Origin of the sequence: Micromonospora sp. DT4 (genome assembly GCF_049841675.1) — a bacterium.
In the GTDB taxonomy this organism is placed as follows: domain Bacteria; phylum Actinomycetota; class Actinomycetes; order Mycobacteriales; family Micromonosporaceae; genus Micromonospora.
Genome location: NZ_JBNCKT010000044.1, coordinates 1 through 19396, shown reverse-complemented (window position 1 = coordinate 19396; position 19396 = coordinate 1). Strand labels below are relative to the sequence as shown.

17 protein-coding genes and 1 pseudogene are annotated in these 19396 nt (G+C 73.4%); 9 read left to right on the top strand and 9 right to left on the bottom strand.

The window, feature by feature from the left end:
* Positions 1-34: 34 nt before the first annotated feature.
* The 4 genes and pseudogenes from ACLQ24_RS14955 to ACLQ24_RS14940 form a co-directional block, all read right to left on the bottom strand.
* Positions 35-328: pseudogene (locus ACLQ24_RS14955) on the bottom strand (ATP-binding cassette domain-containing protein); the annotation flags it as partial.
* Positions 325-849, bottom strand: a complete 525-nt coding sequence (locus ACLQ24_RS14950) for a PadR family transcriptional regulator (RefSeq protein WP_425892105.1) — start codon at positions 847-849, stop codon at positions 325-327. The gene ACLQ24_RS14950 and the pseudogene ACLQ24_RS14955, both read right to left, overlap by 4 nt.
* A 92-nt stretch (positions 850-941) precedes the next feature.
* On the bottom strand, positions 942-1304 hold the full coding sequence (gene crcB / locus ACLQ24_RS14945; RefSeq protein WP_425892103.1) for a fluoride efflux transporter CrcB: 363 nt from the start codon (positions 1302-1304) through the stop codon (positions 942-944).
* A gap of 70 nt (positions 1305-1374) precedes the next feature.
* Positions 1375-1851, bottom strand: coding sequence for a fluoride efflux transporter FluC (locus tag ACLQ24_RS14940; RefSeq protein WP_425892101.1), 477 nt, complete (start codon positions 1849-1851; stop codon positions 1375-1377).
* A 39-nt stretch (positions 1852-1890) separates the two neighbouring features.
* Between ACLQ24_RS14940 and ACLQ24_RS14935 the strand changes: the two genes are divergently transcribed.
* From ACLQ24_RS14935 to ACLQ24_RS14920, 4 genes are all read left to right on the top strand, one after another.
* Complete coding sequence (locus tag ACLQ24_RS14935; protein ID WP_425892100.1) at positions 1891-2178, top strand: hypothetical protein; 288 nt, start codon at positions 1891-1893, stop codon at positions 2176-2178.
* 77 nt (positions 2179-2255) lie between these two features.
* Positions 2256-3563 (top strand): phenylacetate--CoA ligase PaaK, encoded by a 1308-nt coding sequence (paaK, locus tag ACLQ24_RS14930; RefSeq protein WP_425892098.1) that lies wholly within the window; start codon positions 2256-2258, stop codon positions 3561-3563.
* 54 nt (positions 3564-3617) lie between these two features.
* The gene (locus ACLQ24_RS14925) at positions 3618-4727 is read left to right on the top strand and encodes a nucleotide disphospho-sugar-binding domain-containing protein (protein ID WP_425892096.1); all 1110 of its coding nucleotides are present in this window, start codon (positions 3618-3620) and stop codon (positions 4725-4727) included.
* Between the two features lie 55 nt (positions 4728-4782).
* On the top strand, positions 4783-5349 hold the full coding sequence (locus tag ACLQ24_RS14920; protein ID WP_425892094.1) for a dienelactone hydrolase family protein: 567 nt from the start codon (positions 4783-4785) through the stop codon (positions 5347-5349).
* Between the two features lie 276 nt (positions 5350-5625).
* Here the strand turns inward: ACLQ24_RS14920 and ACLQ24_RS14915 are convergent, their stop codons facing one another.
* Positions 5626-5862, bottom strand: a complete 237-nt coding sequence (locus tag ACLQ24_RS14915; RefSeq protein WP_425892092.1) for a hypothetical protein — start codon at positions 5860-5862, stop codon at positions 5626-5628.
* Between the two features lie 54 nt (positions 5863-5916).
* A complete protein-coding gene (locus tag ACLQ24_RS14910) occupies positions 5917-8019 on the bottom strand; it encodes an AAA family ATPase (RefSeq protein ID WP_425892090.1) in 2103 nt (700 codons plus the stop codon).
* A 192-nt stretch (positions 8020-8211) separates the two neighbouring features.
* On the opposite strand from ACLQ24_RS14910, the gene ACLQ24_RS14905 reads away from it, so the two are divergent.
* The 4 genes from ACLQ24_RS14905 to ACLQ24_RS14890 all read left to right on the top strand — a co-directional run bounded on the left by ACLQ24_RS14905 (position 8212) and on the right by ACLQ24_RS14890 (position 16422).
* The gene (locus tag ACLQ24_RS14905) at positions 8212-11112 is read left to right on the top strand and encodes a helix-turn-helix transcriptional regulator (RefSeq protein WP_425892088.1); all 2901 of its coding nucleotides are present in this window, start codon (positions 8212-8214) and stop codon (positions 11110-11112) included.
* A gap of 133 nt (positions 11113-11245) precedes the next feature.
* Complete coding sequence (locus ACLQ24_RS14900; protein ID WP_425892087.1) at positions 11246-12016, top strand: DUF5995 family protein; 771 nt, start codon at positions 11246-11248, stop codon at positions 12014-12016.
* A gap of 625 nt (positions 12017-12641) precedes the next feature.
* A complete protein-coding gene (locus tag ACLQ24_RS14895; protein WP_425892085.1) occupies positions 12642-14738 on the top strand; it encodes an amino acid transporter in 2097 nt (698 codons plus the stop codon).
* 175 nt (positions 14739-14913) lie between these two features.
* A complete protein-coding gene (locus ACLQ24_RS14890; RefSeq protein WP_425892084.1) occupies positions 14914-16422 on the top strand; it encodes a hypothetical protein in 1509 nt (502 codons plus the stop codon).
* 357 nt (positions 16423-16779) lie between these two features.
* On the opposite strand, the gene ACLQ24_RS14885 is transcribed toward ACLQ24_RS14890, so the two are convergent.
* Positions 16780-16986, bottom strand: a complete 207-nt coding sequence (locus tag ACLQ24_RS14885; RefSeq protein WP_425892082.1) for a hypothetical protein — start codon at positions 16984-16986, stop codon at positions 16780-16782.
* Between the two features lie 229 nt (positions 16987-17215).
* Between ACLQ24_RS14885 and ACLQ24_RS14880 the strand changes: the two genes are divergently transcribed.
* Positions 17216-18043: a hypothetical protein gene (locus ACLQ24_RS14880; RefSeq protein ID WP_425892080.1), complete on the top strand. Its 828-nt coding sequence runs from the start codon at positions 17216-17218 to the stop codon at positions 18041-18043.
* A 12-nt stretch (positions 18044-18055) separates the two neighbouring features.
* Here the strand turns inward: ACLQ24_RS14880 and ACLQ24_RS14875 are convergent, their stop codons facing one another.
* Both ACLQ24_RS14875 and ACLQ24_RS14870 read right to left on the bottom strand, forming a co-directional pair.
* The gene (locus ACLQ24_RS14875) at positions 18056-19120 is read right to left on the bottom strand and encodes a low temperature requirement protein A (RefSeq protein WP_425892079.1); all 1065 of its coding nucleotides are present in this window, start codon (positions 19118-19120) and stop codon (positions 18056-18058) included.
* The gene (locus ACLQ24_RS14870) at positions 19078-19263 is read right to left on the bottom strand and encodes a hypothetical protein (RefSeq protein WP_425892077.1); all 186 of its coding nucleotides are present in this window, start codon (positions 19261-19263) and stop codon (positions 19078-19080) included. Before ACLQ24_RS14870 ends, ACLQ24_RS14875 begins: the two co-directional genes overlap by 43 nt.
* Between the last annotated feature and the right edge of the window lie 133 nt (positions 19264-19396).

The following is a 19396-nucleotide window of genomic DNA, read 5'->3' as shown; positions in this document are numbered from 1 at the left end:
CGGTGCGCCCGGCCCAGCGCAGGTCGGAGTGTCCGGTGAGCTCGGGGACGAGCTGGCCGAACTGGAACACGAAGCCGAAGCGGTCGCGGCGCAGACCGCTGCGCCCGCTCTCGGACATGGTGTCGATCCGCCCGCCGTCGAAGAGCACCTCGCCGGAGTCGGGCACGAGGATGCCGGCCAGGCAGTGCAGCAGAGTGGACTTGCCCGAGCCGCTGGGGCCCATGACGGCGAGGATCTCCCCGTCCTCGACGGAGACACTCGCGCCGCGCAGGGCGGGCGTCTGGCCGAACGCGAACGTCACGTCGCGGCCCTCGATGACGACGCTCATGGTCGCACCTCCTTGCGCAGGGCGTCCAGGCGGGCGCCGGTCATCTCGATCCACCGGAGGTCTGCCTCCAGGTGGTGCAGGCCGTGGTGGGCGAGCAGCACGTCGACCAGGGTGCCGGAGCGTTTGACCTCGGTCAGCTCGCGCATCCGGTGCAGGTGCGCGCTGCGCTGGGTGTCGAGGTAACCGGCGGCCGGCCGGTCCAGCATCAGCGCGAGAACGACCTTGGCGAAGAGGACCGTCTGCAGGTGCGGCTCCGGGTCGACCGGCTGGGTCAGCCACTGCTCGACCTCGGTCGCGCCGACATCGGTGATGACGTAGCGCTTGCGGTCGGGGCCGGAGCCGGGTGCGACGTCGCTGATCACCACCTCGCCATCGCGGGCCAGGCGGCTGAGGGTGGAGTAGACCTGGCCGAACGGCAGTGGCTTGCCTCGGCCGAAGAAGGCGTCGTAGTCGCGCTTCAGGTCGTATCCGTGGCTGGGCTCTCGTTCGAGGAGTCCGAGCAGGGTCAGTGGCACGCTCATGCCGGGAGACTGCACTGGGGTATACCTCGCGTATATACCCTGAGAGTATGCGGGTGCGGCCCCTGGTCCGGGGCGCGCCGGTGAGGTCGAGGTCAGCCCGTCAGGGCGCGGGCCAGGACGTAGCCGGCGCTGGCCGCGGCGAGCCCAGCGGCGACGCTGCCCGCCACGTTGGCCAGCGCGAGCAGCCGGTGGCCGCCCCTGGTCAGCCGCAGCGTCTCGTAGCTGAACGTCGAGTAGGTGGTCAGCGCCCCACAGAACCCGGTCCCGAGCAGCGCGCTCACCGCCGCGCCCACCGGTACGCCGACGAGGACGCCGAGCAGCAGCGAGCCGACCACGTTGACGGTCAAGGTGCCCCAGGGGAAGGCCGAGGTGTGCCGGGACTGCACGGCCCGGTCGGTGAGATAGCGCAGCGGAGCGCCGACAGCCGCGCCGAGCGCGATGAACAGGACTGTCATCGGGCCGTACCGTCGTCGTTGAGTAGGCGGGCGGTCATCGGGTCGCTCCGCCCGCGTGCCAGTCGGGCGGTCATCGGGCCGCCTCGCGGCGCAGCAGGCGGGTGGTGACGGTGTCGCCCAGCCCGACCGCGACGAGCGCCCCGAGCAGCGTCGCGGCAAGGTAGGCCAGCGCGGTGCCCGGAGCGCCCGCGACCAGCGCCTGCTGGATGTCGACCACGTAGGTGGAGAACGTGGTGAAGCCACCCAGAATCCCGACGCCGAGAAACGGGCGGGCCAGGGGGTGCCCGCCGCCGAGGTGCCCGAGCACCGCCATCAGCGCGCCGATCAACAGGCAGCCGGACGTGTTGACGCCGAAGGTCGCCCACGGGAAGCCGGCCGGCCCGTGCGGGGCGAGCTGTTGCAGGCCGGCGCGGCCCAGCGCACCGAGCAGGCCGCCGGCCGCGATGGTGGCGAGGATCGTCGCGGGGTGCGCGGCCAGCTCGCCCGGGTCGGCAGGAACCCGGAGGTCGACGTCGGGGTCGGTGCGCGGGTCCAGCGGCTCTGCCACGGGTTCCCAGCGTACTGCCGCCGACGGTGGCGTCCGCGCATGGGTCACCGGCGGTGGCGTCCGGGCGCGGCTACCGGCGGTGGCGTCCGGGCCCGGCTCATCGGCGGTGGCGTCCGGGCCCGGCCGGGTCAGCGGATGGCTGCGACGGCGGCGTCCGTGCCGCCTCGCCAGACCGTGCCGACCTCGGCAAAGCCGGCGGCGGTGAGGGCGGACCGCGCCCGGCCCACCCACGACCGGGTGCTCACCGACGCGCTCGCCGAGGCGCAGGCCACCCCCGAGTTGGCGCCGCTGGTTGACGCCCTGCACCGGCTGCCAGCCGTGCGTTGATCGGCGCGTCAGCCGCACGGCTGCGGGCGTACGGTACCGGCAGCCCTACCGGGACCGCCGCACCAAGGAGGCACGCGATGCAGGACCGCACCCCTTCACCGGAGGAGCTGGAGCCGATCGAGCGCGCCGACGTCGACGAGCTGCGCGCCCTGCAACGCGAGCGACTGCGCTGGTCGTTGGGGCACGCGTACGACAACGTGCCGCACTACCGCCGGGCCTTCGACGCCGTCGGGGCGCACCCCGACGACTGCCGCGACCTCGCCGACCTGGCCAGCTTCCCGTTCACCGGCAAGGCGGAGCTGCGCGACAACTACCCGTTCGGCATGTTCGCCGTACCCCGGGAGCAGGTCGCCCGACTGCACGCCTCCTCCGGCACCACCGGGCGACCCACCGTGGTCGGCTACACCCGCGACGACCTGCGGACCTGGGCCCGGCTGATGGCCCGGTCCATCCGCGCCTCCGGCGGACGACCCGGAGACCGGGTGCACGTCGCGTACGGCTATGGGCTCTTCACCGGTGGCCTCGGCGCCCACTACGGCGCCGAGGAGTTGGGCTGCACGGTCATCCCCGTCTCGGGCGGCATGACCGAGCGGCAGGTGCTGCTGATCCGCGACTTCGAACCCGAGATCATCATGGTCACACCCAGCTACATGCTCGCCATCATCGACGAGATGCGGCGGCAGGGCGTCGACCCACGGAGCACCTCGCTGCGGGTCGGCATCTTCGGCGCGGAGCCGTGGACCGAGGACATGCGCCGCGAGATGGAGCAGCGTCTGGACATCCACGCGCTGGACATCTACGGACTCTCCGAGGTGATGGGCCCCGGCGTGGCCACCGAGTGCGTCGAGACCAAGGACGGGCTGCACCTCTGGGAGGACCACTTCTACCCGGAGATCATCGACCCGGTCACCGGCGCGGTGCTGCCCGACGGCGAGCAGGGCGAGCTGGTGCTCACCTCGCTGACCAAGCAGGCGATGCCGGTGGTCCGCTACCGCACGCGCGATCTCACCCGGCTGCTGCCCGGCACCGCGCGTCCCATGCGGCGGATCGAGAAGATCACCGGCCGGACGGACGACATGATGATCGTGCGGGGGGTGAACGTCTTCCCCACGCAGATCGAGGAGCTGATCCTGCGTACGCCGCAGCTTTCGCCGCACTTCCAGTGCGTCCTCGACCGGCGGGGCCGGCTGGACACCCTCACCGTGCGGGTCGAGCGGCGCGCCGACGCGGCCGTGGACGCCGCCGAGCGGGCCGGCGTGACCCTGGTGGAGCTGGTGAAGAACACGATCGGGGTGAGCGTGGCGGTGGACGTGCTCGCCCCGGACGCGGTGGAGCGGTCGATGGGCAAGATGCGCCGCATCGTCGACCAGCGGCGGGCCGGCTGACCCGTCCGATCGGCGGGACGTCGGAACCGCTGGTGTCGACATAGGATCGCCGCCATGCGTGTGCTGGTGGTCTCCGCCCAGCTGGTCGGGCACGCCTTCCCGCTGGTGCCGCTGGCGGTCGCGTTGCGCGACGCCGGCCACGACGTGCTGGTGGCCACGGGCGGCGGTGGCCTGGCGGCCGCCGACGCCGGCCTGGCCGTACACGACATCGCACCGGGCTTCGCCTTCGGCCGGATCGCGCTGCGGGTCTTCCCCCGCCATCCGCTGGTCGCCCGCGCCGAGCTGGCGGGAACCGCGGGCACCCGGGGTGCGGGTCTGCTCTTCGGCGCGCTCAACGACCAGCTCACCGATCCCGTCGTCAGGCTGGCCGCGCAATGGCAACCGGACCTGGTCCTGCACGAGCCGTTTGCGGTCGCCGGCGCGGTGGCCGCCGCGCGGCTCGGCGTGCCGGCCGTGCGGCAGGAGAACAGCCTCTTCGACGGCCGGGAACTGGTCCGCGCCACCGTCGCCCGACTCGGCGCCGCGCTGCGCCGGCACGGCCTGACCGAGCTGCCCGCCCCGGCCGCCGCCCTCGCCGTCGCGCCGCCCAGCATCGTCAGCCAGGAGGGCTGGCCGATGCGCCACACCTCCTACGTGGGCGGCGGTGAGCTGCCGGCCTGGCTGCGCGAGCCGGGTCGGCGACCCCGGATCCTGGTCACCCGCAGCACCCTCACCGGCCCCGGCGACCGGGGCCCGATGCCCGCCGTGGTCGCGGTCGCGCCCGGGGTGGACGCCGAGATCGTGCTGGTCCGACCGGATCGGCGTACGACCGCCCGGCCGCTGCCCGCCAACGTCCGGGTGGTCGACTGGATCCCGCTCGACGAGGCGTTGCCGGCGAGCGCGGCGCTGGTCCACCACGGCGGAGCGGGCAGCGCGCTCGGCGCCCTCGCCGCCGGACTGCCGCAACTGGCCACCGTCGGGCCGGGGGACCGGCGGCACAACGCCGAACTGGTGGCCCGCCGGGGCGCGGGCCTCGCGTCCCGCCCCGCCGACATCACCGCGCACACGCTGACCCGGCTACTCACCGACGAGACCCTGCGTACCGCCGCCGTGCAGGTCAGCCAGGAGATCGCCGCGACGCCCCCGCCGGTGGCCCTGGTGGCCCGGCTCGCGGCGCTGGTCTGACCCCGCCCCCGCGAGCCCCCGCCGGTCGGCGGCCCGACTGCGGCACGATGACCGGATGCGACACGTCGTGCTGTTCCACTCCGTGTACGGGCTGCGGCCCGCCGTCCGTGCCGCCGCCGACCGGTTGCGCGCCGCCGGGCACCAGGTCACCACCCCCGACCTGTACGGCGTGCCCGCCGCCGACACCGTCGAGGAGGGCTTCGCGCTGCTCGACAAGATCGGCCACGAGGTGGTGCTCGACCGGGCCCGCGCGGCGCTGCGCGACCTGCCGCCGCCGACGGTCCTCGCCGGTTTCTCAATGGGCGCCGGCGTCGCGGGAGCGCTGCTCGCCGAGCGTCCCGACGCCGCCGGCCTGCTCCTGCTGCACGGGACCGGTGGCGCGCCCGACGCGGCCCGGCCCGGGTTGCCGGTGCAGTTGCACGTCGCCGACCCGGACCCGTACGACGCGCCGGACGAGGTCGACGACTGGCAGCGGACGATGACCGCCGCCGGCGTCGACCTGACGGTGTTCCGCTACTCCGGCGTGGGCCACCTGTTCACCGACCCGGCCCTCACCGAGTACGCCCCGGACGCCGCTGCGGCCGCCTGGCCCCGCGTGCTGGCCTTCCTGGCCGATACCTGACCGCGCGCTGGCCTGCGGTCTCGGCGGCGTCGCTGCCCGGCGTTGGCCTCGGGCTCGTGCCCTGTGTTGGTCCCGGGTCGGCGGCGTCGCTGCCCGGCGCTGGCACGCGGTCTCGGTGGCGTCCCTGCCCCACGCTGGCCCCGGCTCAGCGTCCGCCGCGTCGCCCGTCGCCCGCCGTCCCCCCAGCTCGCCGGCGGTGGTTGGCGCCCGGAACCACGCCGCCCCCTCGTCGGCGTGGTCGATTTTCGCGAGATTTTGGACAGTTTCCGTTCGCAGCTAACGGAAAGTGTCCAAGGCGAGCACCGCCTTGATCACTGCGGGGTCGCCGTCGTACATCGCCATGCCGAAGATCAGCGGCAGGTCCTTCTTGGGGGTGTCGCTCAATCCGTGCTCACCGAGCTTCGCCCACTCGGCCGCGGTGACGTAGCGCTGCGCCAGCGGCAGGATCTCGGACTCTTCCAGGGCCATGTGCTCGGTGGTCGCCACGCGCAGACGCTCCAGGGCGTCAGCCACCGAGGCCACGCTGGCCCACGCTGCCGCCGGCCGCCTACGCCTGCGCTGCCGCCGTCAGGCTGGGACGGCCAGGTCGCCCGCCGGGAACGGCACCGGTAATCGGGTCCCGGCGTCCGCGCCGCCGGTGCGGATCGACGTCCGGGTCCGGCCGACGGGCATGGGCGCGCCCGTCCTGGTCGGCGGCACGTCACCCGCGGCCGTGACCGCTCGCAGTCGACGGGGGAGCGGCGCGCGGCCGACCGGGCGGGTCGGCACGGCGGGCGGGGGAGCCGTCGAGGGTGTGCGGAGCAGGCGGCGGAGGGTTGACGCGCGGTCGGATGTCCGCGCGGCGGGCGTGGCCGGCCCCGCGAGGGTGCGGACGCGCCGCTGCGCCGCGAGCCGACCGGCGGGTGGCGACACCGCCGGGCGGGCGCGGAGGTCGCTGGTGGCGTCGGCGGCCGGCATCGCGGCGGCCCGCCGAGTGAGCACGGCGCGCATCGCGTGGGGAAGGCGCTCGGCGGCGACCTGACGCAGCGCCGGCGCGACGAACGCGTACCCGCTGGCGCGGTCGTCGCGCAGCAGCCCGGCGACGACGAGGGCACGCAGCAGGGGAGTGGACCGCCCCGGCAGCCAACCGAGCGCCCGGTCGATGGCCGGGCCGGAGAGCACACCCGTGAGGGTGCCGGCGGCCATCAGCACCGCCCGGCGCTCGCCGTCGAACCGGTCCAGCTCGGCGCCGGTGCTGCGACGTACCGGCTCGGGCAGCGTCGCCGGGTCCGCCCCCGCCAGGATCGACGCCACGTACGCGGCGGCGTGCCCGGGTCGACCACCGACCAGCGGCAGCAGCCGGTCGACCAGGGCCACCGGCTGCCCGGCGCGGGTCAGCAGGTGGCGCAGCAGCTGCCCGGACTGCACCGTGGCCAGCGGCCGGATCGGCACCCGCCGGGCCGGCCCGGGTCGGGTGTCGGCCCACTGCGGCTGGTGCACGGTCAGCACGGCCAGGGGCACGCCGCGCACCGTGGCTGCGGCGAACAGGTCGTGCAGGAAGCGGTGTACGGCCGGGGCTGCACGGTCCACATCGTCCACGGCAACGACCAGCGGTCGGTGAGCGGCCAGCCGCAGCAGGGTATCCCGGCAGATCGCGACGGCCAGCGCCTCGGCCGAGGCGTCCGGGGCCGTCAGCAGCCGCCGAAGCGCCAGCACCGCCTCCGCGAGGTGATCGGGCGCGTACAGCGGCGTCAGGGCGTCGACCAGCCGGTCGTGGGCCGCCGCCGGGCCGTCGCCCGGCCGGATGCCCGCCATGACGCGGACCAGCTCGGCGACCGGCGCGAGCACCTGATCGGGGTACGGCGGGCAGCCCACCACGCACCAGCGCACCGGCACCCCGTCCACCGTGCGCGGCGTCCGGCTCAGCTCGTGCAGCAGTCGGCTGCGGCCGCTGCCGCCCGGGCCGACGAGGGAGACCCAGCGCGGTTCGTGCTCGTGCAGGGCCCGCATCACCTGGTCGCCGATGCCGGCCAGTTCGCGGCGACGTCCGATCAACGGGCCGTCGTGCCGGTCGGCGCTGGGGCGCGTCACACCGGTGGCGTGCCACACGGGCATTGGCGCCAACCGGCCGGCCACCGGCATCGGCGCGAGTTGACGCTGGGCGATGAGGCCGGCGGTGGCCCGCGCGGTGGCCGCGCACAGCGCGACGCCACCCGGTGCGGCGTAGCCCTGCAGGCGGGCCGCGGTGGTGATCACCGCGCCGCTGGCCACGCCGTGGCCGCCGCTGACCGCCTCACCCAGCTCGACCACCGCCTCACCGGTGGCGATGCCGACGCGTACCCGCAGGGTGATGTCGCCGAGGATCGGCTGGCGGTCCAGCGCGGCCTGGATCTCCAGCCCCGCCCGCACCGCCCGGTACGCGTCGAAGCCGTCGGAGTGCCGTGCCCCGAACAGTGCCATCACCGCGTCGCCGACGTACTTCTCGACCACACCGTGCCAGCGGCGCAGCACGGCGGCGACCCGTTCGAAGTAGGCCCGTTGCAGGGCACGGATGTCCTCCGGGTCGAGCTGGTCGACCAGCGCGGTGGAGCCGACGATGTCGACGAAGAGCACGGTGACTGTCCGTCGTTCCTCGGGCACCGGCCAGTGTGGGCGGTCGGTCCGCGTTGTGTCCGCGACGATAGTGACCATGGGTGGCACACCCGTCCTTCCCAGGTGATGGGCTGACGACCCTCGGAGATTGGCATTCCTGGGCTGACGGGGGATCGGCAGAACGACGTATGTCGGCCACACGCAACCTTTAGTCGCAATGTCGACGCGAGAGGTACCACAAGCGGCAGATGGCCGTAGAACGGTCGGGGGCGTGTGATTAGGCTGCGTTGCATGGCCAGCGATGTGGACACCGCACCGCTCGTGGGCCGGGCCGAGCTGGTGCAGACGGTTCGGTCGGCGCTGATCGGTGACGTGGCACAGGGACAGACGGCCGCCGTCTTCCTGACCGGCGAGAGCGGTGTGGGCAAGACCCGTCTCCTCGGCGAGATCGGCGTCCGACTGCGCGAGACGGGCGCGCTGGTCCTGACCGGCAGTTGTCTGGACATCGGCGACGCCTCGCCGCTGCATCCGTTGCTACAGGCGCTGCGACGCTTCGACGCCGACCTGTCCTCCGCACAGGCGCGCACCTCCTCGGCGGTGCGCGGGCTGTTGCAGGTGTTCGCCGACGAGACCGGTGGTCCGGAGGGCGCGGGCACCCTGCTGGAACGCGTCTCCCGAGGGCTGCACCTGATCGCCGAGGGGCGACCGCTGGTGCTGATCCTGGACGACCTCCAGTGGGTCGACCGCAGCACCCGACAACTCCTGCTCTACCTGCTCGCCGGCCTCGGTGACCTGCAACTCTCGGTGCTGGCCGCGGTACGCGCCGAATCGTTGCAGGGCGCGCACCCGCTGCGCCGGGTCCTCACGGAGCTGCGCCGGCTGCGGACGGTGCGGGTGCTCGACCTGTCCCCGCTGGACCGTGCCGACACCGAGCAGCTCGCCGCCGCGGTGGTCGGCCGGGCGTTGCCCGCCGAGGCGGCCGAGCAGGTCTGGCAGCGCAGCGGCGGCAACCCGTTCGTCATCGAGGAGTTGGCCCGCGACCTGCGCGACGGGCGGGACGGGCTGTCCGAGACGCTGCGCGAGATCTTCCTCGACCGGGTCGACGCGCTGCCGCAACACGCGCACGCCGTGGTGCACGCCGTGGCCGCCGGTGTCGAGCCCGTGCAGCACTGGCTGCTGGCCGAGGTGCTGCGCCTGCCGGAGGACGAGCTGATCGACGCCGCCCGTGCCGCCGTGGCGCACCGACTGCTGGTCGGCGCCGACGACGGCTACCGGCTGCGGCACCGGCTCGTCGCCGAGGTGCTGGCGCACGAGCTGCTGCCGGCCGAGCGCTCCGGGCTGCACCGCCGCTACGCCGAGGCGCTGACCGCAGCGCCGGGAGAGCTGCACCAGGCCCGGCTGGCGTACCACTGGCGGCTGGCCGGCGAGCCCGCCCGGGCGTTGCCCGCCGCGGTGGGCGCCGCGCAGGAGGCCGAGCGACTGCACGGGTACGCCGAGGCGCACCGCCACTGGACGGCCGCGTTGCAGCTGGCCGGTGACTCCGGCTCGTCGGAGATGGACCGGGTGGAGCTGCTCGGCAACGCGGCCGAGGCCGCCCACCACTGCGGGGAGCACGCCCGCGCGTTGGCGCTGCTGGAGGAGCTGGCCGCGGTCCGGGGTGGCGGGCCGAAATGCTCGCTACACATCCGCCGGGCGCGCTACCTGGCCGCCGCGGGCCGCTCCGCCCTCGCGGAGAAGGAGTACGAGCGGGCGTTGGACGCGGCGGACTGCTCGCCGCGGGACCGGGCCACCGCCGCCGCGCGACTCGCCGAGCTGCTGCTGCACCTGGGTCGGTATGCCGACGCGGGCCGGCGCGCCCGGGAGGCGCTGGCGTTGGCCGCCGAGGTGGAGGGTTCGACGACCGAGGTGGTGCTGGCCAGCTCGGCGCTCGGTTTCAGCGACGCGTACCTGGAGGACCCGGACGCCGGGTTGGCGGTGATGCGCCAAGCCCTCGAGACCGCCGAACGCGCCGGCCAGCCGGAGGACGTGGCCTGTGCGTACCTGCACCTGGCGGAGTTGTTGACCGGGCCACTCAACATCCTCGAAGAGGGCGTGGTGGTGGCCCGTCGGGGCGCCGAGCGGGTCGCCGAGCTGGGTCTGGGGCGTACCTGGGAGACCCGACTGCTGGCCATCGCCACGAACGGGCTGTTCCGGGTGGGGCAGTGGGCCGAGGCGGAGAAGGTGGTCGCCGCCGCGCTGCGGCACCGGCCGTCCGGCGCGGACGCCGTCGAGCTGCTGTTGGCCCGCTGCCGGCTGTCGGTGGGTTACGGCGACATCGCCGCCGCCGACCGGGATCTCGAAGCGGTGGCGACCGTGCTGGCCGGCGGCGGGGCGCGGCACGTCATTCCGCTGCTCACGCTGCGCGCCGGGCTGTCGATGTGGGAGGGCCGGCACGACGTGGCGCGGCAGGCCGTCCAGCGGGGCCTGACCGAGAGCCGTTCGGACGACGTGACGATCCTGTCCGCGCTGGTGTGGCACGGGCTGCGCGCCGAGGCGGAGGCACACGCCAGCCGCACCGTCGACGTGGACCCGACGGCGGCACGTCGCCTGCGTGATGTGGCCGAGCGGGTCGCGCGCAAGAGCGCGTCCGCGGCCCGGCCGGTGCGATCGGTGGTGGACGGTTTCCTGGCGTTGTGCGCCGCCGAGGTGAGCCGCCTCGACAGTAGTGATCCGGAGCTGTGGGCCGCCTCGGTCGCCGAGTGGGACCGACGTAACCACCCCTACCCGGCGGCGTACTCCCGGCTGCGCCAGGCCGAGGCCCTGCTGGCCCGGCGTAGCCGGGTGGCCACTGCGGGCAAGCTGCTCCGGGAGGCGTACCGGGTGGCGCAGGGGTTGGGCGCGGTGCCGCTGACCTCGGAGATCCGGGAGCTGGCCGGGCGCGCCCGGGTGTCCCTTGAGGAACGGGACACCGCCGACGGCACGCGCGTCACCGGGTCGGTCGAGCTGCCCGACGACGAGTTGGCGACCCTCACCGCGCGGGAGCGGGAGGTGCTCGCGCTCGTCGCCGAGGGGTTGACCAACCGGGAGATCGGGCAGCGGCTGTTCATCAGCGAGCGGACCATCGGCGTGCACGTGTCGCACATCTTCGACAAACTGCAGGTCCGTACCCGTGTGCAGGCCAGCGCGATCCACCTGCGCAACGCGCGCGGCTGACGACACCCCTACGTATCCCCGGCGCCGGTGTGCGCCGGGGATACGTCGTTCTACTGATCCCGGCGGCGGCTGCCAGCTGAGAGGCTGTGCCCCGTCGACGGCGCCGGGGCGCCACGACCATCATGGAGGAGAGATGACCGAACCCGTCTGGGGGCCCGTGCACCGGGACATCGCCGACCTGCTCGCCGATCACCCGGCGGACGTGCCGGCGGTGGTCGACCATCTCACGAAACTCCAGGACATGCTGGTGCGGTTGCCTCCGCTGGAGGCGAGCTGCCCGCTCGCCGACTTCAACAAGCTCTACCTGACGATCACCAGCAGTGTGCTGGACGGCCTGTACGACGACCGTTTCGTCGATCCGGCGTTCCTCTCCCGCCTGGACGTCGAGTTCGCGGCCCGCTACTTCGACGCCCTGCGGCTCTGGACCGACTCCAGCCCGGGCACGCCGAAGGCCTGGTCGTGTCTGTTCGAGCGGATGCGCGGGCCCGACGCGCGCCCCCTGCCGTCGGCGGCGGCAGGTGTGAACGCGCACATCAACTTCGACCTGCCGTTCGCGTTGGTGACGACGTTCGACCACCTGGAGTCGGAGCCGGTCGACGGCACCGACCAGCACCACGACTACCTCGAGATCAACAACATCTTCGCGGACAAGATCCCCGGTCTGCGTCGGGGTTACCTGGAGCGGTGGCAGCTGCTCATTGACATGCTCAACGGCGACATCGACGACTGGTACCAGGGGGAACTGGTCGAGTACACCCGCGATGTCGCCTGGCGGAACGCGCAGAAGATCTGGCGGTGCCGGCACGATCCGGACGCCCGCGAGTGTGAGCGTACGCGGCTGGACGACAACGCCGCGGCGCTCGGACGGTTGCTGCTCTCGCCCCTCGGGGCGTTCCTGCAGTAGCCGGGACGGGGGGTTCCCGCGCTCCGCCCGTGGGGGCGGCGGAGCGCGGGGACGCATTCCGCCCCGCCCGCTCCACCTGCCCGCGCAGCCGGCCGGTTCCCACCGGCGGCGGCCGGGAGTCAGCCGGTCGGCCCGGGGGGGGTGTCGACCGTCTGCCGTCGTTGGCCGGCCCGGGGGGTGCCGGCCGGCGACGGGGGAGCGGCGGGCGCGGAACGTCAGGGGACGCCGGTAGGCGGCGGGCACGGAACATCCGGGGGTGTCGGCCGGCCCGTTCCGGGTACGCCCGCGCCATGACCGTCCTGGCCCGGCGCCGTCCCGCCGCCCGACCTCGTCCCGCGCCGCCCGGCCCTCTGCGCCCGGGCGGCCCGGTTTCGCGGCCTGCCGCCCGGCCGGGTGCGCGATGAGAGCAGCCCCTACCCGCATCGCCGCCGCGTGTCGTCCACCGGCCCGGGCGACCGGTGGCGAACGCCGTCGCCCGTCGGTCAGCGTCGAGGCGGCGGCCCCGCTGTGGCCGCCCACCGGCGCGGACTTGCCCTGAGCAGGGCATCCAGCTACCCGGTTCCGCCGCTCGGGCTGTCGGCTGGCACCTACGGTCGGATCAGGACCTGCGAGGGTGGGACGGGCGATGGCTGACGAGCACCGGGCGAAACCGCGACGCTGGGGCGGACGACGCCACACGCCGACCGGGCCGGACCCGGCGCTGCGCGCCGCCCGCGACCCGGCCCGGCCGCACCATGGTGGTCGCCAGGGTGTCGTGGTGCCCGAGCGCGTGGACAGTCCGGCCCGCTCCGCGCCCCCGGCCAGCCCGCTGCGCCGGTGGCTGTTCGAGCACCAGGTGCAGCCGCCGGGCCCGGAGACGGCCGAGGGGGAGAACCGCACGCACGCCTGGTGGCAGGTGATGTGCCTGACCGGAGTGGACTACTTCTCCACCCTGTCGTACCTGCCGGGCATCGCGGCGGTGGCCGCCGGCGCGCTGTCCCCGCTGGCGACCCTGCTGATCGTCGCGCTGACCCTGTTCGGCATGTTGCCCATGTACCGGCGGGTGGCCCAGGAGAGCCCGCACGGGCAGGGCTCGGTGGCGATGCTGGAGCGACTGCTGCCGTTCTGGCGGGGCAAGATCTTCGTACTCGTGCTGCTCGGGTTCGTGGCCACCTCGTGGATCATCACGATCACCCTGTCCTCAGCCGACGCCACCGTGCACCTGCTGGAGAACCCGTACCTGCCGGACGCCCTGCACGGTCGGGCGGCCCCGGTGCTGGTCACCGTCGCGCTGCTGCTGGTCCTCGGGGGGGTGTTCCTGCTCGGTTTCCGTGAGGCAGTGGTGGTCGCGATCCCGCTGGTGGCGGTGTTCCTCGTGCTCAACGCGGTGATCGTGGTGGTCGCGGTGGTCCGGATCGTCGGTGATCCCGCCATCGTGTCGGACTGGACGGCGGCGCTGACGGCGAGCGGCGGTGGACCGGGCCACGTGCTGCTCACCGCCGTGTTGGCGTTCCCGCTGCTGGTACTGGGGCTGTCCGGTTTCGAGACCGGCGTCAGCATGATGCCCCTGGTGGCGGCCGACGGACCGGACCGGCAGGCCCGGCTGGCCGCCCGGATCCGCAACACCCGGCGGTTGCTCACGACCGCCGCGCTGATCATGTCGGTGTACCTCATCGCGACCACGTTCGTGACCACGGCGCTCGTGCCGGCCGCCGAGTTCCGGCCGGGCGGGGCGGCGAACGGGCGGGCGCTGGCCTTTTTCGCGCACACCTATCTCGGTGAGGTGTTCGGCACCGTCTACGACGTGAGCAGCGTGTTCATCCTCTGGTTCGCCGGCGCGTCGGCCATGGCGGGGTTGATCAACATCGTGCCCCGCTACCTGCCCTCGTACGGCATGGCTCCGGAGTGGGCCCGGGCTGTCCGCCCCGTGGTGATCGTCTACACCGTCGTCAGCGTCGCCATCACGATCGCCTTCCGCGCCGACGTCAACGCCCAGGCCGGTGCGTACGCCACGGGCATCCTGGCGATGATGGTCTCCGGCGCGGTGGCGGTGACCATCTCCGCGATCGGGCGTCGCCACCGCGTCGGGGCCGTCGGCTTCACCGTGCTGACGCTGGTGCTGCTGTACGCGCTGGTGGAGAACGTCGTCGAGCAGCCGGACGGGATCACCATCTCGGCGCTGTTCATCCTCGGCATCATCGCGGTGTCGCTGATCTCCCGGATCACCCGGACCACCGAGCTGCGCGCCGAGCGGATCGAGTTCGACGAGCCGGCCCGCCGGTTCGTCGCCGAGTCGCTGGCCCACGACGGGCAGCTGCACCTGATCGCGAACAAGCGGCAGAGCGGCTCGATGAAGGAGTACACGGTCAAGGAGCGGGCGCAGCGGGGGATGAACCCGGTGCCCGGGGCGGCGGACGTGCTCTTCCTGGAGATCGACGTGGTGGACCCGTCGGGGTTCAGCCAGGTGCTGCGGGTGCACGGCGTCGAGGTGGCTGGCTTCCGGGTGCTGCGGGCCAGCAGCCCGGCCGCGCCGAACGCGATCGCCGCGATCCTGCTGGCGCTGCGGGACGCGACCGGCGTACGCCCGCACGCGCACTTCGAGTGGTCGGAGGGCAGCCCGATCGCGCACCTGCTGCGCTACCTGATCCTCGGCCGGGGGGACACTCCGCCGGTGGTCCGGGAGATCATTCGCCGTACCGAGCCGGACCCCCTGCGTCGGCCCGGGATCCACGTCGGCGGGTAACCGCGCCCTCCGGTGCCGACGGTGGCGAAGAAGATGAATGGCAGCACTATTCACGTTCACGCCTTCTTGTCCGTATTGCGGTCATATCGTGACCTCTGGTGGTCGGCGGCACGTCCGGCCCCCCGCGCCCGGATGTGGCGTGGTCATGGCACATACGCAGGAAGGCAGGCACCGGATGTCCACGTACCGACCAGGAGACCGCCCAGCCCGACCCCGACGGCGGTCCCGATGGTTCTTAGCCGGCGGGCTGCTGGCGGGGAGCCTGGTGGTGGGGGCGGCCGGCGTCGCCGCCGCCGCCGACCGTGACCTCTCCCTCCCGGTCCTCGGGAGGTTGAACTCCGCGGCCGATCGCGACGACGACCGGCGGTCCGGAGACCGGTCCACCCCGGAGCGCGGCGGGGACGACGCCGAGCGGGCCCGGCCACAGACGCCGGGAACCGGCAAGCGGGGCGTGGTCGAGGTGCCCTGCGACGCGGCGAAGCTGGTGGCCGCGCTGGTGACGGCCAATGCGGAGGGCGGCGGGGAGCTGCGGCTCGCGCCCCGGTGCCGGTACACGCTGACCGAGGCGTTCCACGAGACCGACCAGTACGACGGTGGGATTCGTGACGCCCGTGAGCAGGCCGACGCCGCAGAGACCCCCGGGGACGCCGACGCCCCGCCGCACAACCCGGCCGACGACACGGCCGGCCTGCCGGTGATCTACCAGCCCATCACCATCGACGGCGCCGGCGCGACCATCGCCCGGGACGCCCAGGCCGAGGCGTTCCGCTTCTTCACCGTCCGTGACGGCGGCGAGCTGACCCTGCGCGACGTCGAGCTGCACAACGGTCGCTCGGCCATCGAGGGCGGCAGCGTGCACGTCGTGCACGGCGCGACGGCGGTGGTGGAACGGGTCACCGTCACCCAGAGCACGTCGCTGTCGCCCGAGGGCGGCGGCGGTGGCATCTTCAACGACGGCAACATGGTGGTCACCGACTCCACGTTCATCGGCAACAGCGCCTCGGGCGCCGCGGGCAAGGGCGGGGGCCTGCTCAACGGCGGTGTGCTGACGCTCAAGCGTTCGGAGTTCCGCCACAACAGCGCCAACGGGTACGGCGGCGGGCTCGGCAACTACCGGGGCGCGGCGGACGTGGACACCAGCACGCTCGCCGAGAACAGCGCCGGGCAGGGCGGCGGCCTGGCCAGCTTCTCGGCCCGGACCAAGGTGTACGACACCGAGTTGCTGAACAACACCGCACAGGTCGGCGGCGGCGCCGCCAACTCCGACGCGGTGCTGGTGATGCGCAAGATGACCATTCGCGGCAACACCTCCACCGTCAACGGCGGCGGGATCTCGACCGTCAAGGGTCTGCTGCCCCTCGACGACAGCGTGGTCGCCGGCAACACCACGCACGGCATCGGGGCCGGCATCTACGCCGAGAAGTCCAACGTGCTCGTGCGCGGCAGCGACGTGACCGGCAACGAGGCGGTCGGCGCGACGTCCAAGGGCGGGGGCATCTACGCCTCCGCGGGTTCGGTGGCGCTCTACACGAGCAAGGTCACCCACAACGCGGCCACGGTGAAGCCGGGCGGCATCTTCGCGCAGCACGCCCAGGTCAAGCTCGACGATGAGAGCGTCGTCGTCGAGAACGAGCCGACCAACTGCGAGGGCAGCGCCGTACCCATCGCCCACTGCTTCCGCTGAGGCCCGACAGCGTCATCCGTCCTGAGCACATCCGCCCGCCCGGACAGCGTCCGGGCGGGCGTGCTCGTCCCGTGCGCCTTGCCTGTACCTGCCGCCGCACCTCCGAACCAGCCTCCTAGGACGGCGTAGGCGGGGTGTCGATCCCCACCACCCGCGCGGGCCGACGCCGGCACCGCACGATCTCGTTCCGGTCCCTGTACGGCCGAATGCCGGTGGACTGCCTGCCGCTCGTGGTCATACCGTCTGTTCGATCTGCTCCTGGCATGTGACCCGGACGCCGGAGGGATCGACCCGGTAACCCCGGACACCGAACGGCCCGCGCCCCACACGGGCGCGGGCCGTTGGACGGCTTCGGTCCTACTTGGACGGCTCGGGCAGCTTGCAGTCGACCTTGGGGTTGGCCCCGATGTAGTTCAGCGGTCCGGCCACGATCGTGACCAGGATCGTGCCTGCCTCGGCGCAGTTGGTGTCGTCGCCGCGGTAGTACCCGCGCTGACCGCCGGCGATCGCGCCGATCACCAGCCAGATCACGACGATGACTCCGAGTATCGAGGTGCCGCGCATCGCTGCCTCCTGAAGGAATGTGGTGGATCTGAGGTGCAGGCGTTGTACCCAATCGCATCGCGCGGCTAACGGTGACCGCGGGGCGCCCCCATCGCATCGTCCGTCCGGCCGATGCCGGCATCGGCCGCCCGCACCACGTATCGCCGGGCGGCTATCGGATCGCCGACCGACCGGCCGCCGCGGCGGGCAGCGGACGTAGAACTGCCTCACGGCCCGCCGAGGAGGACCCATGGACGTCCCGACACCGTCGCTCTACATCGACCGCCCCGAGGACGTGGCGGTCGCCGCCCGCGCGCTCGCCGGCGGCGCGGTCGTCGCGGTGGCGTTCGCCAACGTCTACGCCCTCGTGGCCCGCCCGGACCCGGTCACCGTACGCCGGGTCAACCTGGCCAAGGGCCGTGCGGCTCACCAGGTCGGCAGCATCACCACCGTGATCGGGCGGATCCCGGGGATGTTCGACTGGTCCCGCATCTCGCCGCGGTTGCCGGTCGGCCGGGTGCGGGCCCTGATGGACGCCCTCTACGGGGGCGGGCCGTTCGGCTTCCGCGGGCCCGCCGCCGAGCGGTTGCCCGAGCACCTGACCCAGGTCGACTGCGGCCTGCGTACCGCCCAGGTCATCGCTCCCGGTCTCACCTGCCCGTCCAACTCGTTCTTCGAGCGGGCGCTCGCCGATTCCGGCACCGACCACCTCTACATCACGTCCGCGAACCGGTCCCGGCACCACACCGGGGCCGCCGACGAGCCGCCGCACTGGAAGGCCGGCGCGCTCGCCGCCGACTTCGCCCACCTCGACGACCTGGTGGTGCTCGCCCACCCGGACGAGGCGGTGGCCCGTGCCGCCTACCCGGGTTACCTCACCACCTCGGTGACCCTGCTCTCCTTCCACGCGCCGGTCGGCGAGCTGGAGGAGCCGCCGGTGCTCACCGTGGACCGGCACGGCTCGCTGCACGTCGACGACGTCCGCCGGGCCGCCGTGCCGCTGGGCCTCCAGGTTCGCCTCGGCGACACCGCCGGACAGCGGCTACAGGCCCGGGGGTACGCGGGCGCGTTGGTGTGACCGGCCGCCGGTTCAGTGCGGCGGTGCGGGGGACTCCGGCGGCTTGCCGCGACTGCGGCGGTAGTCCGCGTAGGCGACGCCGGCCAGCACCACCATCGCACCGAACGAGGCGGCCAACGGTGGCAGGTACATCGCGGCGGGCGAGATCGTCAGCAGAGCGAGGAGGCCACCGGCCCGTGACGGCGACACCCGGCTGAACACCTCGTACTCGAACGAGGACCGGCCCACCAGGAACAGCGCCGGGCCGCCGAGGATCACCGCCACCCAGGCCGGCGGCGGACGACCGGGGTGGTCGTGCAGCACCAGGTCGATCCCGGAGGCGGTGGTCACCACCCCGGCGATCATCAGCAGGTGGGTGTACGGCGCGGTGAGCAGGAACTTGCTCGGCGCCCCGGACATCTTGATGGCCGACGGCAGCAGTTGGCCGGACTTGTGGACGTAGATCCGCCAGAGCAGCAGGGTGGTCACGAACGCCACCGCGAACGAGGCGATGTTCGGCGCCCTGGTGTACGCCAGATTGAACATGGTGCCGATGGTCAGGATGGCGTCGCCGAGAGCGATGGTGAAGAACTGCTGGTACCGCTCGGAGAGGTGCTCGGCCGTGACGTTGCGCTGCGGCTCGGGCACCACCCCGAGGCCGGGGACCGGGTACGCCAGCCGGAAGCCGATGTAGTCGATGGCCAGCGCGACGGCCCAGCACGCCATCCGGCCGTCGCCGGTGACGAACGCGCCGATGATCCAGGGGTTCGCCGACACGGCGAACCAGGCGAAGATGCGCAGCGCCCTGCGCTGGGTCTGCGGTTGGCGGCGTACGGCCGGTATCAGGAACAGCCCGCGCCCGAGGTGGATGGCCACGTACGTGCCGGCGAAGACGATGCCGTGTGCGCCGAACGCCTCCGGGATCGCGGTGGTCATCAGCAGGGCGCCGAACATGACGGCGGAGATCAGCAGCTTGATCTCGGTTCGTTCCGGGTCGTACAGGTCGGTGACGAGGGTGGTGATCGCCCACGTCCACCGAACGGCGGCCAGCAGGATCAACGCCTGTCCGGCGCGGTGCCAGTCGAGCTGGGTGACCATGCCCGCGAGATGAGCGCGAGCGCCACCACGTACACCAGGTCGAAGAAGAGTTCGAGCAGCGTCACCCGGCGGGGGGACTCCGGGTCGCGTACCGGTGGTCGGGCTGCCCTGTCCGGCCCGGGCTCCGGCGCTGGGAGGTGCACGCTCGCTCCTGCGGTGCCGGTGGACTCGGCGGACCGTCCGGTCCACCTCGACCGACGCTAGCCCTGCATTCCGCGCGTGGCTGATCGTGGGTGGGTTTCGGCGTGGCGGGTTCGTCACGAGCGGGGTCGGTGG

Bases quoted from the DNA above. Each gene is read 5' to 3' on its own strand.
- ACLQ24_RS14950 (WP_425892105.1), bottom strand. From the start codon at position 849: ATGAGCGTGCCACTGACCCTGCTCGGACTCCTCGAACGAGAGCCCAGC.
- crcB (WP_425892103.1), bottom strand. From the start codon at position 1,304: ATGACAGTCCTGTTCATCGCGCTCGGCGCGGCTGTCGGCGCTCCGCTG.
- ACLQ24_RS14935 (WP_425892100.1), top strand. From the start codon at position 1,891: ATGGGTCACCGGCGGTGGCGTCCGGGCGCGGCTACCGGCGGTGGCGTC.
- paaK (WP_425892098.1), top strand. From the start codon at position 2,256: ATGCAGGACCGCACCCCTTCACCGGAGGAGCTGGAGCCGATCGAGCGC.
- ACLQ24_RS14925 (WP_425892096.1), top strand. From the start codon at position 3,618: ATGCGTGTGCTGGTGGTCTCCGCCCAGCTGGTCGGGCACGCCTTCCCG.
- ACLQ24_RS14920 (WP_425892094.1), top strand. From the start codon at position 4,783: ATGCGACACGTCGTGCTGTTCCACTCCGTGTACGGGCTGCGGCCCGCC.
- ACLQ24_RS14910 (WP_425892090.1), bottom strand. From the start codon at position 8,019: ATGGTCACTATCGTCGCGGACACAACGCGGACCGACCGCCCACACTGG.
- ACLQ24_RS14905 (WP_425892088.1), top strand. From the start codon at position 8,212: ATGGCCAGCGATGTGGACACCGCACCGCTCGTGGGCCGGGCCGAGCTG.
- ACLQ24_RS14900 (WP_425892087.1), top strand. From the start codon at position 11,246: ATGACCGAACCCGTCTGGGGGCCCGTGCACCGGGACATCGCCGACCTG.
- ACLQ24_RS14895 (WP_425892085.1), top strand. From the start codon at position 12,642: ATGGCTGACGAGCACCGGGCGAAACCGCGACGCTGGGGCGGACGACGC.
- ACLQ24_RS14890 (WP_425892084.1), top strand. From the start codon at position 14,914: ATGTCCACGTACCGACCAGGAGACCGCCCAGCCCGACCCCGACGGCGG.
- ACLQ24_RS14885 (WP_425892082.1), bottom strand. From the start codon at position 16,986: ATGCGCGGCACCTCGATACTCGGAGTCATCGTCGTGATCTGGCTGGTG.
- ACLQ24_RS14880 (WP_425892080.1), top strand. From the start codon at position 17,216: ATGGACGTCCCGACACCGTCGCTCTACATCGACCGCCCCGAGGACGTG.
- ACLQ24_RS14875 (WP_425892079.1), bottom strand. From the start codon at position 19,120: ATGGTCACCCAGCTCGACTGGCACCGCGCCGGACAGGCGTTGATCCTG.